Genomic DNA, 13764 nt, shown 5'->3' on the forward strand with positions numbered 1-13764 from the left:
GATGGTAGGCCTGATCGCATGACCGTCCAGCCCACCACGCCGCTCGATCCCGGCCCCGTTGTCGACGGCCGCCGGCTGCGATCCGAGGCCAGCCGCCTGCGCATCGTCGAGGCGATGATCGCGCTGGTGTCGGAAGGCCTGACCATGCCGCCGGCCGAGGCCGTGGCCGCGCGCGCCGGCGTCGGTCTGCGCACGGTGTTCCGGCTGTTCGAGGATATGGACGGCCTCTATCGCGGCATGCAGGCGGTGATGACCGAACGGCTCGGCAGCCTGCTGGAAGGGCCGATCGAAGCTGCGGACTGGCGAGACGCCATCAACATCCTGATCGACCGGCGCGCCGCAGCTTTCGAGTTGATTCTCCCGCTGCAGATCGCCGCCGACAGCGCGCGGACGCGCTCAGCGGCTCTTCGCGACGGTCGGGTTCGACTGGTCCGGGCGCAGCGCGATACCTTGCTGGCAGTCTTGCCCGCCGCGATCCGGGGCGACGCCGAACTGGTCCAGGCGCTCGATCTGGCGCTGAGTTTTGAAGCCTGGCGGCGGCTGCGCAACGACCAGGGCGCCGACACCACGGAGGCCCGGGCCGTGATGCGCCATATCGCCGGGGCCCTCACCCGCGGCCTCGCGTGAAGCGGCTCGCGCTCCTTGCCGCCCTGCTGCTGGCGGGATGCGGCGCCAAGCCGGTGGAACTGGCCGAGCCGACCCGCGCCTGCCCGGGCGGCGCGCCGATCGGGGAGGTGGCGCTCAAGGGCGGGACTTTCGTTCTCGGCGCCCGGCCCGAACATAACGACGAAGGCCCGCCCCGCACCGTGACGGTCGGTCCCTTCTCGATCGACCGCGCCGAGGTGACCAACGCCCAGTTCGCCGCCTTCGTCGCGGCCACCGGCTATGTGACCCTCGCCGAGCGCCGGCCGGACCCGAAACTCTATCCCGGCGTTCCGGCGAGCAAGCTCAACCCGTCGTCGCTGGTGTTCGTCGGCGCCGAGGGGCTGGGCTCGGGCGATCCGTCCGGCTGGTGGCGCATCGTCGACGGCGCGAGCTGGAAACATCCCGAGGGACCGGGCAGCACAATCGTCGGCCGCGAGCGCCATCCCGTGGTGCAGATCGCGTTCGACGACGCCCTGGCCTACGCCCGCTGGAAGGGCCGCGACCTGGCGACGGAGGCCGAGTGGGAGTTCGCCGCCCGCGCCGGCCTCGACGGCGCCCGCTACGAATGGGGCGACGAGAAGCCCGCGCCCGGCGCGCCGCGCGCCAACAGCTGGCAGGGCGTCTTCCCGGCCGTCGACACCGGCGACGACGGCTACAAGGCCCGGACCGCCCCGGTCGGCTGCTACCCGGCCAGCGCCTACGGCCTGTTCGACATGAGCGGCAACGTCTGGGAGTGGACGAAGGACTGGTACGAGGCGCCGTCGCCGAACGGCCGCAGCCATCTGATCAAGGGCGGCTCGTTCCTCTGCGCCGACAACTTCTGCTACCGCTACCGCCCGTCCGCGCGACAGCCTGGCCCGCCGGATACGGGTTCCAGCCATGTCGGGTTCAGGACGGTGAAGCGGTAGTCCTCCCCCAAGTGGGGGAGGTCGTTGCGCTGGGGATCGCCTCACGCGATCATGCCTCCAACGAAGAGGGAGCAGCCCCATGAGCGGGATTACGGTCAGACAGGTCGCCGGCGCGCTCGGCGCGGAGATCAGCGGCGTTGATCTGTCCGGTTCGCTGTCCGACGAAACCATCGCCGACATCCGCAGCGCCTTCACCCGGCACCAGGTGATCTTCTTCCGCGACCAGAGCCTGACGCCGGCGCAGCAACTGGCGTTCGGGCGACGCTTCGGGCCGCTGAACATCCACCCCTATGTCTCCGGCATGGACGACCATCCCGAGGTGATGGAGATCATCAAGGAGCCCACCGACCGGATCAATTTCGGCGGCGGCTGGCACTCCGACATGAGCTTCCTGGAGACGCCCGCGATCGGCTCGATCCTGTACGCCGTCGAGGTGCCCGATTTCGGCGGCGACACCCTGTTCGCCAGCCAGGCGGCGGCCTTCGAGGCGCTCTCACCCGGTCTGCAGAAGACGCTGGAGGGGCTGAACGCGGTCCACTCCGCCGAGCGGGAATACGCCCCCACCGGCGCCTCGGCCCAGAAACGCGAGTCGATGAAGATCGCCGACGCCGAAGGCATGGCCGGCCGCTTCGCCCATCCGATGGTCAAGGTCCACCCCGAGACCGGCCGCAAGGCCCTGTACGTCAATCCGGCCTTTACGATGAACATCGAAGGCTGGAGCCGGCGGGAGTCGAAGCCCCTGCTGGAATACCTCTTCGAGCACAGCCGCAAGGAGGCCTTCACCTGCCGCTTCAGCTGGCGGCCCGGCTCGGTCGCCATGTGGGACAACCGCTCGGTCTGGCACTACGCCCTCAACGACTACCACGGCCAGCGGCGGCACATGCGCCGGGTGACGGTGGATCCGGTGGGGGTCTAGGCCAACAGTCCGAGCCAGCGCGCGCCAAGCAGGCCCAGGCCAACGACGAGCAATGGCGCGAAGATCCGCAGCGTGTTTCGCGTCAGCGCTTCCGGCAGGAAGGTGTCGAAGATCGCGCCGTGATCCGCGCCGTACTTCACCGCGATGGCGGTGAGCGGACACTTCATGCCGCTGCCGGCGAACACGATCACCTCCACCGCCGCGAGGACCAGCGCGACGGTCAGCCAGGGGCCCGCCCGGCCTGTAAGTCCGGCGTAGTCGATCAGCAGTATGGCGGCGGCGTTCGTCAGATAGATCGCCGTATGGACCGCGCGAATGGCCGCAAGGCGCTGCGGGTCGGTCATGGCCGGTCCGCTAAACCACCTGCGTCGCCGTCCCCGCCACCACGTACCAGGTCACGAACAGGCCGCAGATCACCGCGCCGGGGACGTAGCTGCCCGTCCGCCGCCAGGAGAAGGTCGAGATCAGCGCGACGATGGCCATCAGGGGCAGGAACTGGATCGCCACCACCGTGCTCAGCGGGTCGAAGTCGGTCGGCAGGCGGCCGGTGGCGAAGAACAGGCCGTAGTCGACGATGAGCAGCAGCAGGAAGCCCAGCGACATCGCCGCGATGGACGTGGCGTAGGTCTTCACCGGCCCGTCGCCCAGCACCGGCAGCCGGCCGTGCAGCGCCCGCGTCGCGACCAGGAAGAACGCGGTCAGCGGCAGGACGTAGACCAGCGCGATCTTGAACTGCGCGAGGCTGAACAGTTTCAGCGCCACCACCCAGAAGCGGAAGTCGACCTTGAACAGGGCGTCCATGGCGACGAGCGACAGGTAGCCGACCGCGACGGTGGCGACGGCGATCGCGACCGCCGGGAGCCAGCGGTTGTCGAACGTCGCCATCGCCCGCTTGCGCCCGAACCAGCCGATGATGAGGGTCAGGGCCGCGTTGACCAGGGCCCAGGCGACCACCTGGTTGGTGATGCTCTGCGGCAGCAGCGCTGAGGGTTTCAGCAGCACCGTCACGGCGATGAAGGCCGGGAAGAAGGTCAGGACAGGCAGGAGGGCGGTGGTCATCAGGCCGGCCCACCAGCGGCCGGTCCGCCACTGTACGGCCGCCTCCGGCTCATGCCGCAGGGCCGCGAAGGCGGGCAGGCCCAGCAGGCCGTTGAAGGCGCCCAGCAGCACCACCACAAACCCGATGAAGGCGACGCCGGTGGCGACTTCCTTCCAGATCCAGATCTGGTCGGCGGCCGGGCGAGGCGTCCCGCCCGTGAGGGTTTTGGCGAACCAGTCGGTCGCGTCGCCGACGGCGGCGGTCGAGATGTGGTCGCCGGGATGGGTGGTGACAGGCTGGGTCAGCCGCCGGGCGGTCCCGCCGGCGATGTCGCCATAGACCTGGCCTGGAACGACGTCGGCGGTCGTCCCGAACACCGTCTTCAGCTTGGGCGACGCGACGACGTCCTGCGCCCGCTTCACGCCCCACATGATCGTGCTGAACTCGTCGTATCTGCTGAACACCAGCGCCATGTTGCGCGGCCAGACGGGCGTTCCCTCGGCGGCGAACGGCGCGCCGGTGGAGGAGCCTTCCAGCACCACGGCCTTGTAGGCGTCGGGCATCGCCGCGGCGGCGGCCAGCACCGTCCAGCCGCCCATGCTGTGGCCTTCGAGACCGATGTTGGCCTTGTCGACCATCGGCAGGCCGCGCAGGTATTTCAGCCCGTCCGGCCCGCCGAAGCCGTTGGAAAAGGCCGCGCCGCTGCTGTAGCCGTGGCCGGTCTGGTCCAGCGCCAGCACGACATAGCCGCGCCGGGCGAACTCGATGGCGAAGGCGCTCTGGGTCTCGCGGCTATTGATGTAGCCGTGGACGGCGAGAATGCCGGGCGCCGGCGTGGCGGCGGTGGCGGTCTTCGGCGTGTAGAGCAGGCCGCTCATTGTCACGCCGCCGGTTCCCTTGAACCGCACATCCGTCACGGTGACCCCGCCGGACGTCTGGACGGCGCCCGCCCACCATGACCCGGCCAGGACCAGCACCAGTCCGGCCAGGAACAGCCCCCATCTGCGCATCGTCGTCTCCCCCGTCGAAGCAGGGGATCTGTATAGGCCCAATCGCGCGAGGGCGCGAAACCGCTCAGTCGTTGCGGGAAGGCCTGGCGATCAGCGGCCGGATGGTGTCCGCCCACAGGCGATAGCCCGGGCCCGCCAGATGGCGGCCGTCGAACGTCAGGTCCTGCGGCAGGATTCCGTCCGGAGCGATGGTTCTGTTCAGATCGACATAGGTGCAGACGCCGGTCTCGCAGAGCTTGCGGTTCAGGGCGTTGAGCGCGGTGATCCGCTCATTGAGCTTCGGCCGCCGGGTGTAGAGGACCGACTGCACATAGACCTGACGGCCCTTCAGCTTGCTGACCGTCGCGGCCGTCCAGGCGGCGACCTTCGGCGGCGGCACGCGGTAGTTCTGCAGGTCGTTGAGGCCGATCATCAGGAAGACCTGCGTCGTCGACGCCGGTGTCGAGGCCTCGATGCGGCTGAGCACGCCGAGGGCCGTGTCGCTGCTGATCCCGCGGTTGGCGACGGAGGGGCCGAGCCATTCGTTCCAGTTGCCGTTCGAAGTCAGGGAATCGCCGACCATGATCGTTGTCGGCCTGCTCTGGAGTTCGCGGAACTGGCTGACGCGGCCGCGATAGAGCTGCGAGCGCATGGTGTCGGGCACACGCTCCTGCCTCAGCGCTTCGGCCTCCCGCTTCGCCTGGAACCAGGGGATCGACCGGCCGGCGCCGAAGCTGAGGATCAGCAGGGCGGCGACCCCGGTCAGCGTGAGCCAGCGCGCCATGCGCGTCTCCTACTTGTCCGCCAGGACGCTGAACACGTCCCTCTGGCGCAGGGCGGCCGCGATGAAGCGTGAGCCCTCACCGGTCATGTGGGCGCCGTCGTAGTGGATGGGCGCGTCGCCCGCGACGGTCTGGCAGGTCTTCGCGTCGCAGAGGATGTCGACCACCGAAAAATAGGGGACGCCGATTTCGCGGGCCTTGGCGGCCATCAGGGCGTCGACCTGGCGCGGGCCCGGCTTGCGATGGCGGTCGAGGATCGAAGGATCCTGACGCTTCGCCGCCAGGTTCAGCAGACGCGGCAGTTCCTGGTCGTACTGCACCAGCGGGCCGACCCAGATGACCTTGATCCCCATGGCGCGGATCCGCAGGGCGGCCTGCGCGACGGGCTCGACGTCGCCGGCCTTCCAGTTGCCCATCATCACTACGGCGTCGACCGGTCGACCGGGCAGGAAGTCCTCGTAGACCCGCTTCGTCAGCTCATCGCAGCGGTCGTAGGTCGGACCGGTCTGCACCTGCAGCGGCTTGCAGGTCGCGGCCGTGGCCTGCAGGAAGTGGTACTCCGGGTAGGCCTCGTGCAGGCCGAACCAGAGATTGGCGGCATGGCTGTCGCCGATGATCAGGATGTTCGGCCGGTCCGTGGCGGGGGTCAGGCATGTGGCGTCGTCGAGGCGCGAATCCTTGCGCTTCCACAGCAGGCAGATCCCGCGCCGCTGATTGATGTCGGCGTTGTAGCTGACGTACTTCGCGTAGGGGCCGGCCTGGGTCGGCAGCACATCGGGAAGGCCTTTGGTGACGAACAGGACCGTGGCCAGGGCGGCGATGGCCAGGGCGGCGGCGCCGAGGATCGTCATTACCTTGCGGGTCGGCATCCGCTTGCCGCGGAAAGGCTGTTCGACGAAGCGCCAGGTCAGCCAGCTGGCCAGGAACGACAGGCCGACGACGACGATGCCCGTGCCGATCTTCGAGTCGTAGGGGAAGAAGGTCCAGCCCATCCGCTGGAATGTCAGGATCGGCCAGTGCCAGAGATACAGCGAGTAGGAGATCAGCCCGACGGCGATCATCGGCTTGAGGGACAACAGGCGGCTGGCGAGGTTGGGGCCTGAGGCGCCGGCGTGGATCAGGGCGGCGGCGCCGAGGCAGGGCGCCAGGGCGGCGAGGCCGGGGAACGGGGTGACGGTGTTGATCAGCAGGATCGACCCGGCCACCAGCGCCAGGCCGACCAGGCCCAGCGACTCTCGCCAGAGCCGCGATGTCACCAGCGGCACGGCGCCGATCGCCAGCAACGACCCGGTCAGCAGCTCCCAGGCGCGGCTCGGCAGCAGATAGAAGGCCGCCGAGGAGTCGGTGAAGGCGCCGTAGGTGCTGATCGCCAGCGACAGGGCGAACAGGCCCCAGAATACCGCGGCCATCGAAATCCTGCGCCGGGCAAGGAAGATCACCAGCAGCGGGAAGACCAGGTAGAACTGTTCCTCGACCCCCAGCGACCAGGTGTGGAGCAGGGGCTGGGCGTCCGCGCCCCGTTCGAAATAGTTGAGCGCGAAGGTGAAGTAGACGTTCGAGATCGAGGCCAGGGCGTACAGGGTCGTCTTGCCGAGGTTCTCCCGGTCCGACGGCGCCAGCGCGAAGATCGACAATACCAGGAAGGTCGCCAGGACCAGCAGCAGCGCCGGCGCGATCCGCCGGACCCGCCGCTCATAGAATCCGGCGATCGAGAACGAGCCGGCGGCCTGTTCCTGGACGATCAGGCTGGTGATCAGAAAGCCGGAGATGACGAAGAAGATGTCGACGCCGACAAAGCCGCCGGTGCTGATGCCGATGTGAAAAAGCACTACGGGGATGACGGCGACGGCGCGCAGGCCATCGACATCGGAACGATACTTCAAGGACATACCCAACCCCGGTCGCCGCACGCCCCTGAGGAAGTGCCTCTCTCCCGGCCACTATACGGTATAATCCCGGGCTGACAGCCCTTCCGCGGAGGGCATCCGGGGGCCGATCATGATCACGCTGTACCACTGCCACGACGCCCGTTCGTTCCGGCCGCTCTGGGCGCTGGAGGAACTCGAACTTCCCTATGACCTGCGGATGCTGCCGTTCCCGCCGAGGGTCCTGAAGAAGGAGTACCTGCAGGAAAATCCGCTCGGGACCATTCCGCTGCTGGTGGACGGCGAGACCCGGATGACCGAGTCGGCGGCGATCGTGGAATACCTGTCGCGGCGCTACGGCAAGCCCGGAGGCCTGGCGGTCGAACCGGAGGAGCCCGGGTTCGGCGCCTGGCTGAACGCCCTGCATTTCGGCGAGGCGACCCTGACGTTCCCGCAGACGCTGGTGCTCCGCTACACGCGGCTCGAACCGGAGGCCCGTCGCCAGCCGCAGGTGGCCGACGACTACGCCAAGTGGTTTCTGGCGCGCCTCCGGGGCCTGGAGGCGATCGTCGGCCAGGCGGAGTTCGTCGCGGCGGGACGATTCACCGGCGGTGACATCTCGGTCGCCTACGCCCTGCTGCTCGCCCGCTCGCTGGGGCTGGCCGACCGGTTCCCGCCGGCGGTCGCAGACTACTGGGCGCGGATGCAGGCCCGGCCCGGGTTCCAGCGCGCAAAGGCGGCGCAAAAGGCCGCGTCGGCTGCGCAGGGGCTGACCGCCGTGCCGGTCGACCAGTTGTAGGCGGCCGCAGGATGAACCCCACACCCCTGATCATTGACTGCGATCCCGGCGTCGACGACGCCGTCGCCCTGTTGCTGGCGTTCGGCGCGCCCGAGGCGCTCGACATTCTGGCGATCACGACGGTGGCCGGAAACGTCGCCGCTGATCTGACTGCGCGCAATGCGCGGCTGATCCGGCAGATCGCGGGTCGCCAGGAGGTGCCGGTGTATATCGGCGCCGCCGCCCCGTTGGTCCGCCCGCCGATTATCGCCAGCCACTTCCACGGGGAGTCGGGTCTGGGGACCCTGCCGATGTTCGAGCCTGATACGCCGGCGGCCCCGGGCGAGGCGGCCCAGGCGATCATCGATATCGTCATGTCCCGTCCAGCCGGCACGGTCTCGATGGCGGTCACCGGCCCGATGACCAATCTGGCGCTGGCCCTGCAACGTGAGCCGGCGCTGGCCGCGCGCCTTGGACCGGTGGTCGTAATGGGCGGCGCGCGCCGCGAGGGCGGCAACATCACGGCCTCGGCCGAGTACAACATCTTCGCCGACCCGCACGCCGCGGACGTGGTGTTCCGGTCGGGCGTGAAGACCGTCGTCCTGGGCCTGGACGCCACCCATCAGGTGCGGGCCACGCCGGACCGGGTCGCGGCGGTCAAGGCCATCGACACCCCGGCGGCGAAAGCCGTCGCGCAGCTGTTCGACTTCGCGGTCTGGACCGAGCAGACCCATGTCGGCGGCGACAGCCCGCCGCAGCACGACCCCTGCACGATCCTCTACCTGCTGGCGCCGCAGTACTTCACCGCTGCGCCCGTGGACCTGCAGGTCGAGACGCAGTCGCCCCTGACGATGGGCCATACCGCCGTCGAGTTCCGCCTCGCCGATCCCGCGGCCGCGACCTGCCAATGGGTGACGGACGTCGACCACGAAGCGGTGTTCGCGGTGATTCTGGAGATCCTCGCCCGATGACGGCGCCGCTGATCGCCGTGGTCGGGTCGGTGAACCTCGACTTCGTCGCAACCGCGAAAACCCTGCCCGCGCCGGGCGAGACGGTCACCGGCGCGACCCTCGCCCGTCATCCGGGCGGCAAGGGCGGCAACCAGGCGCTGGCCGCGCGGCGGCTGGGCGCGGATGTCCGGATGATCGCCCGCGTCGGGGCCGACTCGATGGCGGACGAGGCCCTCGCCCTGCTGAAGGCGGGGGGCGTGGATCTGTCCGGCGTCGCCGTGGATCCGGCGTTCGCCACGGGCGCGGCGCTGATCGCGGTGGATGCGGAGGCCGAGAACCAGATCGTCGTGGCCTCCGGCGCGAACGCAGCCTTCCTGCCCGAGCACCTGCCCGCGGCGATCGAAGGCGCGCTGATCTGCCAGATGGAGCTGCCGGCCGCGACCGTGGCCGCAGCGGTGGCGCGCGCCTCGGGGTTCGTCTGCGTCAACCTCGCCCCGGCGCTCGACGTGCCCGACAGCGTGCTGCAGCGCGCCGATCTGATCATCGTCAACGAGGGCGAGGCCGAGGTCTACGGCAAGCGCCTGCATGGGCTGAAGGGCCTGGTCGCGATCACCTGGGGCTCGCGCGGGGCAGGCCTGTTCCGCGACGGCGCGCGCGTCGCCACGGCCGAGCCGCCGGAGGTCGTGGCCATCGACACCACCGGCGCCGGGGATGCGTTCGTGGCCGCCCTGACTGTCGCGATGCTGGAGGGCCAGACGCCGGAGCGCGCGCTGGCCTTCGCCTGCGCTGTGGGCGCGCTGACCGCGACCAGGGCGGGCGCGCAGCCGTCGCTGCCGACGCGGGCGGAGGTGGAGGCGCGATTGCGGGGGTGAGTCCCGGGGACGTGCGTCCTTCGAGACGCGGACCGGAGGGTCCGCTCCTCAGGATGACGAAGGGGGTTGGCTTCAGAGATATTCGTCATGCTGAGGAGCGGACCCTCCGGTCCGCGTCTCGAAGCACGCACCGCGCACGCTTTGCCAGCCATCGTCTTGGGTCTAGCTTGGGCCCATGACCCGATCCGTTCCCGAGCTCAGCCTCACGGCCTTCACCCAGGGCGACGCCGCCCAGCGCCAGGCCTTTTCCGACGCGATGATGCGCGGCCTGCAGGACTACGGCTTCTTCGTCCTCAAGGACCACGGCGTGCCGCTCGAGCTGCTGCAGCGCGCCTACGCCGAGGCGGAGGGGTTGTTCGCCCTGCCTGAGGCGACCAAGCACCAGTACGCGAAGGGCATGCGCGGCTACACGCCGTTCGGCGTCGAGCACGCCAAGGACAGCGGCCATCCGGACCTGAAGGAGTTCTGGCAGGTCGGCCATGATCCGTCGGCGGAAGCCGGCGACGGGGTGGAGCCCAACGTCTGGCCGGCCGAGGCCCCCGGCGTGAAGGCGGCGTTCCAGAGCCTGTTCGGAGCCCTGAACGACACCGGCATCACCCTGCTGCGGGCGCTGGCGCCGAAGCTGGGTCTGGCGGGCGACTTCTTCGACGACAAGGTGCGCTACGGCACCTCTCTCCTGCGGGTGCTGCACTATCCGCCGCTGGCCCCGGACGCCGACCCGAACGCGGTCCGCTCGGCGGCGCACGAGGACATCAATTTCCTGACCATCATGGTCGCCGCCAAGGGCGCTGGGCTCGAGCTGCTCGACCGCGACGGGACCTGGCTGCCGGTGGTCACCGAGCCGACCAACCTGATCGTCGACAGCGGCGATATGCTCGCGCGCATGACCAACGGCGTGATCCCGGCCACCACACACCGGGTCGTCAACCCGACGGGACCGAACGTGAGCCGCTACTCGATGCCGTTCTTCATGCACCCGACGCTGGAGACCTCGCTGGCCGTACTGGAGAGCTGTGTGGGGGAGGGCGCGAAGTTCGAGCCGGTGACGGCGGGGGCGTTTCTGGACGAGCGGCTGCGGGAAATCGGGCTGAAGAAATAGTCCCAGAAAACACCGCCCATCCCGGCGCAGGCCGGGACCCAGGTGTTTTGAAACGGCGGCTCACCCCCATGGCAGAGCAAAGCTGGCCGTCAGGACATCAGGGGCGGTGCGCCTTGGGGTCTGGCGACCCGCGCGATTTCAGCAACAGCGCGATCAAGCCCGGCCTTGTCCCGAACGACAAAGGCGCCCTCACGATCGGCGAGTGCGTCGAGGATGCCGGGCCGCACGTTGATCGGGAAACGCCAGATGATCTTGATGAGCCTGGGGATGATCAGGATTTCAGGACAGTTCTCCGGCAGGCCGGGGCGGCTGCGAAACAGATACTTCCAGTTCCGTCGGGCGCACCGGGTGAAGGACCTTGCCCGGGATACATCGAGGAAGATCACATAGTCCGCCGCATCGAGGACCGTTCGCGAGACGCCGTCGATAACCCAGTTGGGCCGGGCGACCAGCTCGGCTTCTCGATCCTTGCGCCAGTCCGCGGGGCTCTTTCGCCAGCCAGGTCGCCAGACGATCTGGTCGAGGCCGTAGACCGGCAGGCCCAGGCTGCGCCCGAGCGTCGCGGCCAGAGTGGATTTTCCGCTCCCGGCGTTTCCGGTGATGAATATCCGGGTCATTGGCCCGAAGTCAGCCTGTCACCTTCACCCCCGCCCGGCACGTCATCAACGGCTGGATCTTCGTGCCGAAATCTTCCACCCCCTGCACGAAGTCGTCGAAGGTCAGCAGCACGCCCGCCGTGTCCGGCACCGTCGCCACCTCGTCCAGCATCCGGGCGATGGACGCGTACGATCCCACCAGAGTGCCCATGTTGAGGTTCACCGCCGCCTTCTCGGCCGCCAGCTGTTTGGTGTTGGTGTCCTCCGAGGTATTGCCCGCCGCCTGGCCGACCAGCCAGGCCACGGCCTCCTTGTCGACGCCGTCGCGGTAGAGCTCCCACTTGGCCATGGCCTTCTCGTCGGTCTCGTCGGCGATGACCATGAACAGGATGTAGGCGCTGACGTCCCGGCCGGTCTTGTCCCTCGCCGCCCGCAGGCGTTCGTTGACGTCGGCGAAGGCGGTCGGGGTGTTGGTGCCCTTGCCCAGGGCGAAGCTGTAGTCAGCGTACTGCGCCGTGAAGGCCAGGCCCTCGGTCGAGGAGCCGGCGCAGATGATCTTGGTGTCCTTCGCCTGGGGGCTGACCCGGCAGTCGGTCATCTGGAAGTAGTCGCCCTTGAAGTTCGACACCCCCGTGTCGAACAGGTCGCGCAGGATCTGGGCGTATTCGGCCAGGTAGTCGTAGCGTTTGGTGTAGTGGCTGTCGCCCGGCCACAGGCCCATCTGGCTGTACTCGGCCTCGGCCCAGCCGGTGACCAGGTTGATGCCGAACCGGCCGGGCGCGATGGAGTCGATGGTCGCGGCCATGCGGGCGACGATCGCCGGCGGCAAGGTCAGGGTGGCGGCTGTGGCGAAGATCTTGATCCGGTCGGTGACAGCTGCGAGGCCGGCCATCAGGGTGAAGCTCTCGAGGTTGTGCTCCCAGAACTGCGTCTTCCCCCCGAACCCGCGCAGCTTGATCATCGACAGGGCGAAGTCGAAGCCATAGCGGTCCGCGGCCTGGGTGATCGTCTTGTTCAGTTCGAAGGACGGCATGTACTGCGGCGAGGTCTCGGAGATGAGCCAGCCGTTGTTGCCGATCGGGATGAAGACGCCGATTTCCATGGAAGTTCCTTCGGTCAGTGGGCTGCGCCGCTCAGGAAGGCGACGAGGGTGGCGTTGAAGGCGTCGGGCGCGGTCGCGGTGAAGCCGTGGCCGCCCCAGGGGACGATGTCGAGGGTCGCGTCGGGCAGGCGCGCGGCCAGCCGTTCCGAGCAGAGCGACGGCACGAGCATGTCGTCGGCCGAGGCGCTGACCAGCACCGGATGGGTGATCTCGCCGAGCCGGTCGTCGATGTCGAAGGCCAGCAGCGCGTTGATCCGCGCCAGCATGTTGTCCCGTCCCTGGAAGCCGGCGATGTGGTGCGCCTCCTCCGCCGCCAGGCGGTCCGCATGGGCGCTGATCCAGTTGGCCGGATAGAGGAACAGCGGCTGGGCGTGGATGTAGGCCTCGGGTCCGCTGTCGTTCAACAGACTGATCCGTGTGCGGAAGCAGCGGGCGATATGCGGGTCCGGCCGGCTCCAGCCGTTGATGATGCAGAGCTTGCCCACCAGCTCTGGCCGGTCGAGCGCCAGGCGCAGCGCCGCCAGTCCGCCGGCGGCGTGTCCGACGACGTGGGCCGGCGCGCCGACCGCCTCGATGATCGTGGCGAGGTCGTCCGCCATGTCCGAGACGGCATAGGGCGAGGGCAGGGCGCGGTCGCTGCGGCCCGTGCCCCGCTGGTCGTAAAGCACGACGCGGTAGCGCGGGGTCAGGGCGTCCATTTGCGGCGCGAAGAACGCGCCTGAACCGCCGAGGCCCGCCGACAGGACGACGACCTCGCGCGTGTCCTCCGGCCCCGCGTCCTGGAGCTCGTGGAACAGGCCGTTGGCGGTCCCGGCGCGGGGCAAGGACTCAGCGTTTGCCGATGTGGGCGATCGAGGCGATCTCGACCAGGAAGTCGGGTCGCACCAGGCCGCAGACAATGCAGAACCGGGCCGGCTTGTCGCCCGGGAAATACTCCGCATAGACCTTGTTCAGGGCGGCATAGTCGGCCCAGTCCTTGAGGAAGATGTGGTTCATGGTCACGTCATCCATGGTCCCGCCGGCGGTCTCGATGACCGACTTGATCGTCTCCAGCACGATCCGCGTCTGGCCCTCCGCGTCGCCGACGCAGGCGACGTTGTTGTCCTTGTCGAAGGCCAGCGTGCCGGAGACGTAGACCACGCCGTCGGCCAGGGTGCCGGGCGAGAACGGGGCGATGGGCGTCTGGGTCCCCGGCGGGGTGATGACGGTCTTGGGCATGTGGG

At 69.0% G+C, this 13764-nt stretch carries 15 protein-coding genes; 7 read left to right on the top strand and 8 right to left on the bottom strand.

Annotation, left to right across the window (positions count from 1 at the left end; all coding sequences use genetic code 11):
* Positions 1-18 precede the first annotated feature (18 nt).
* The 3 genes from AC3WJT_RS05085 to AC3WJT_RS05095 all read left to right on the top strand — a co-directional run bounded on the left by AC3WJT_RS05085 (position 19) and on the right by AC3WJT_RS05095 (position 2469).
* Positions 19-627 (top strand): TetR/AcrR family transcriptional regulator, encoded by a 609-nt coding sequence (locus AC3WJT_RS05085; RefSeq protein ID WP_492341979.1) that lies wholly within the window; start codon positions 19-21, stop codon positions 625-627.
* Positions 624-1553: a formylglycine-generating enzyme family protein gene (locus AC3WJT_RS05090; protein ID WP_492341980.1), complete on the top strand. Its 930-nt coding sequence runs from the start codon at positions 624-626 to the stop codon at positions 1551-1553. Before AC3WJT_RS05085 ends, AC3WJT_RS05090 begins: the two co-directional genes overlap by 4 nt.
* A 79-nt stretch (positions 1554-1632) precedes the next feature.
* On the top strand, positions 1633-2469 hold the full coding sequence (locus AC3WJT_RS05095; protein WP_492341981.1) for a TauD/TfdA dioxygenase family protein: 837 nt from the start codon (positions 1633-1635) through the stop codon (positions 2467-2469).
* Here the strand turns inward: AC3WJT_RS05095 and AC3WJT_RS05100 are convergent.
* The 4 genes from AC3WJT_RS05100 to AC3WJT_RS05115 all read right to left on the bottom strand — a co-directional run bounded on the left by AC3WJT_RS05100 (position 2466) and on the right by AC3WJT_RS05115 (position 7162).
* Positions 2466-2813 carry a hypothetical protein gene (locus AC3WJT_RS05100; protein ID WP_492341982.1) on the bottom strand — a complete coding sequence of 116 codons (348 nt, stop codon included), beginning with the start codon at positions 2811-2813 and terminating at the stop codon, positions 2466-2468. The two genes, AC3WJT_RS05095 and AC3WJT_RS05100, sit on opposite strands and share 4 nt — an antisense overlap.
* Positions 2814-2823: 10 nt before the next feature.
* Positions 2824-4518 carry an alpha/beta hydrolase family protein gene (locus AC3WJT_RS05105; RefSeq protein ID WP_492341983.1) on the bottom strand — a complete coding sequence of 565 codons (1695 nt, stop codon included), beginning with the start codon at positions 4516-4518 and terminating at the stop codon, positions 2824-2826.
* Between the two features lie 64 nt (positions 4519-4582).
* On the bottom strand, positions 4583-5281 hold the full coding sequence (locus AC3WJT_RS05110) for a GDSL-type esterase/lipase family protein (RefSeq protein ID WP_492341984.1): 699 nt from the start codon (positions 5279-5281) through the stop codon (positions 4583-4585).
* A 9-nt stretch (positions 5282-5290) separates the two neighbouring features.
* Positions 5291-7162: an acyltransferase family protein gene (locus AC3WJT_RS05115; protein WP_492341985.1), complete on the bottom strand. Its 1872-nt coding sequence runs from the start codon at positions 7160-7162 to the stop codon at positions 5291-5293.
* Positions 7163-7277: 115 nt separating this feature from the next.
* On the opposite strand from AC3WJT_RS05115, the gene AC3WJT_RS05120 reads away from it, so the two are divergent.
* From AC3WJT_RS05120 to AC3WJT_RS05135, 4 genes are all read left to right on the top strand, one after another.
* Positions 7278-7943 carry a glutathione S-transferase family protein gene (locus AC3WJT_RS05120; RefSeq protein ID WP_492341986.1) on the top strand — a complete coding sequence of 222 codons (666 nt, stop codon included), beginning with the start codon at positions 7278-7280 and terminating at the stop codon, positions 7941-7943.
* Between the two features lie 11 nt (positions 7944-7954).
* On the top strand, positions 7955-8893 hold the full coding sequence (locus tag AC3WJT_RS05125; protein ID WP_492341987.1) for a nucleoside hydrolase: 939 nt from the start codon (positions 7955-7957) through the stop codon (positions 8891-8893).
* Complete coding sequence (locus tag AC3WJT_RS05130) at positions 8890-9744, top strand: ribokinase (RefSeq protein ID WP_492341988.1); 855 nt, start codon at positions 8890-8892, stop codon at positions 9742-9744. The genes AC3WJT_RS05125 and AC3WJT_RS05130 overlap by 4 nt, the downstream gene beginning before the upstream one ends.
* 175 nt (positions 9745-9919) lie before the next feature.
* Positions 9920-10843: an isopenicillin N synthase family dioxygenase gene (locus AC3WJT_RS05135; protein WP_492341989.1), complete on the top strand. Its 924-nt coding sequence runs from the start codon at positions 9920-9922 to the stop codon at positions 10841-10843.
* Positions 10844-10932: 89 nt separating this feature from the next.
* Here AC3WJT_RS05135 and AC3WJT_RS05140 read toward each other — a convergent pair whose 3' ends face one another.
* Genes AC3WJT_RS05140 through rutC form a run of 4 tightly spaced genes read right to left on the bottom strand, consistent with a single transcriptional unit; the run spans position 10933 to position 13759 of the window.
* Positions 10933-11460, bottom strand: coding sequence for a P-loop NTPase family protein (locus AC3WJT_RS05140; RefSeq protein ID WP_492341990.1), 528 nt, complete (start codon positions 11458-11460; stop codon positions 10933-10935).
* Positions 11461-11470: 10 nt separating this feature from the next.
* Positions 11471-12541: a pyrimidine utilization protein A gene (rutA, locus tag AC3WJT_RS05145; RefSeq protein WP_492341991.1), complete on the bottom strand. Its 1071-nt coding sequence runs from the start codon at positions 12539-12541 to the stop codon at positions 11471-11473.
* A gap of 14 nt (positions 12542-12555) precedes the next feature.
* A complete protein-coding gene (gene rutD / locus AC3WJT_RS05150) occupies positions 12556-13365 on the bottom strand; it encodes a pyrimidine utilization protein D (RefSeq protein ID WP_492341992.1) in 810 nt (269 codons plus the stop codon).
* Positions 13366-13369: 4 nt separating this feature from the next.
* Entirely contained in the window at positions 13370-13759 is a 390-nt protein-coding gene (gene rutC, locus AC3WJT_RS05155) for a pyrimidine utilization protein C (protein WP_492341993.1), read from the bottom strand.
* Positions 13760-13764 lie beyond the last annotated feature (5 nt).

This window comes from Caulobacter sp. FW305-C-30-S16 (assembly GCF_058783025.1).

Bases quoted from the DNA above. Each gene is read 5' to 3' on its own strand.
- AC3WJT_RS05140 (WP_492341990.1), bottom strand. From the start codon at position 11,460: ATGACCCGGATATTCATCACCGGAAACGCCGGGAGCGGAAAATCCACT.
- AC3WJT_RS05085 (WP_492341979.1), top strand. From the start codon at position 19: ATGACCGTCCAGCCCACCACGCCGCTCGATCCCGGCCCCGTTGTCGAC.
- AC3WJT_RS05125 (WP_492341987.1), top strand. From the start codon at position 7,955: ATGAACCCCACACCCCTGATCATTGACTGCGATCCCGGCGTCGACGAC.
- AC3WJT_RS05100 (WP_492341982.1), bottom strand. From the start codon at position 2,813: ATGACCGACCCGCAGCGCCTTGCGGCCATTCGCGCGGTCCATACGGCG.
- AC3WJT_RS05120 (WP_492341986.1), top strand. From the start codon at position 7,278: ATGATCACGCTGTACCACTGCCACGACGCCCGTTCGTTCCGGCCGCTC.
- AC3WJT_RS05130 (WP_492341988.1), top strand. From the start codon at position 8,890: ATGACGGCGCCGCTGATCGCCGTGGTCGGGTCGGTGAACCTCGACTTC.
- AC3WJT_RS05110 (WP_492341984.1), bottom strand. From the start codon at position 5,281: ATGGCGCGCTGGCTCACGCTGACCGGGGTCGCCGCCCTGCTGATCCTC.
- AC3WJT_RS05095 (WP_492341981.1), top strand. From the start codon at position 1,633: ATGAGCGGGATTACGGTCAGACAGGTCGCCGGCGCGCTCGGCGCGGAG.
- rutA (WP_492341991.1), bottom strand. From the start codon at position 12,541: ATGGAAATCGGCGTCTTCATCCCGATCGGCAACAACGGCTGGCTCATC.
- AC3WJT_RS05135 (WP_492341989.1), top strand. From the start codon at position 9,920: ATGACCCGATCCGTTCCCGAGCTCAGCCTCACGGCCTTCACCCAGGGC.
- rutC (WP_492341993.1), bottom strand. From the start codon at position 13,759: ATGCCCAAGACCGTCATCACCCCGCCGGGGACCCAGACGCCCATCGCC.
- AC3WJT_RS05105 (WP_492341983.1), bottom strand. From the start codon at position 4,518: ATGCGCAGATGGGGGCTGTTCCTGGCCGGACTGGTGCTGGTCCTGGCC.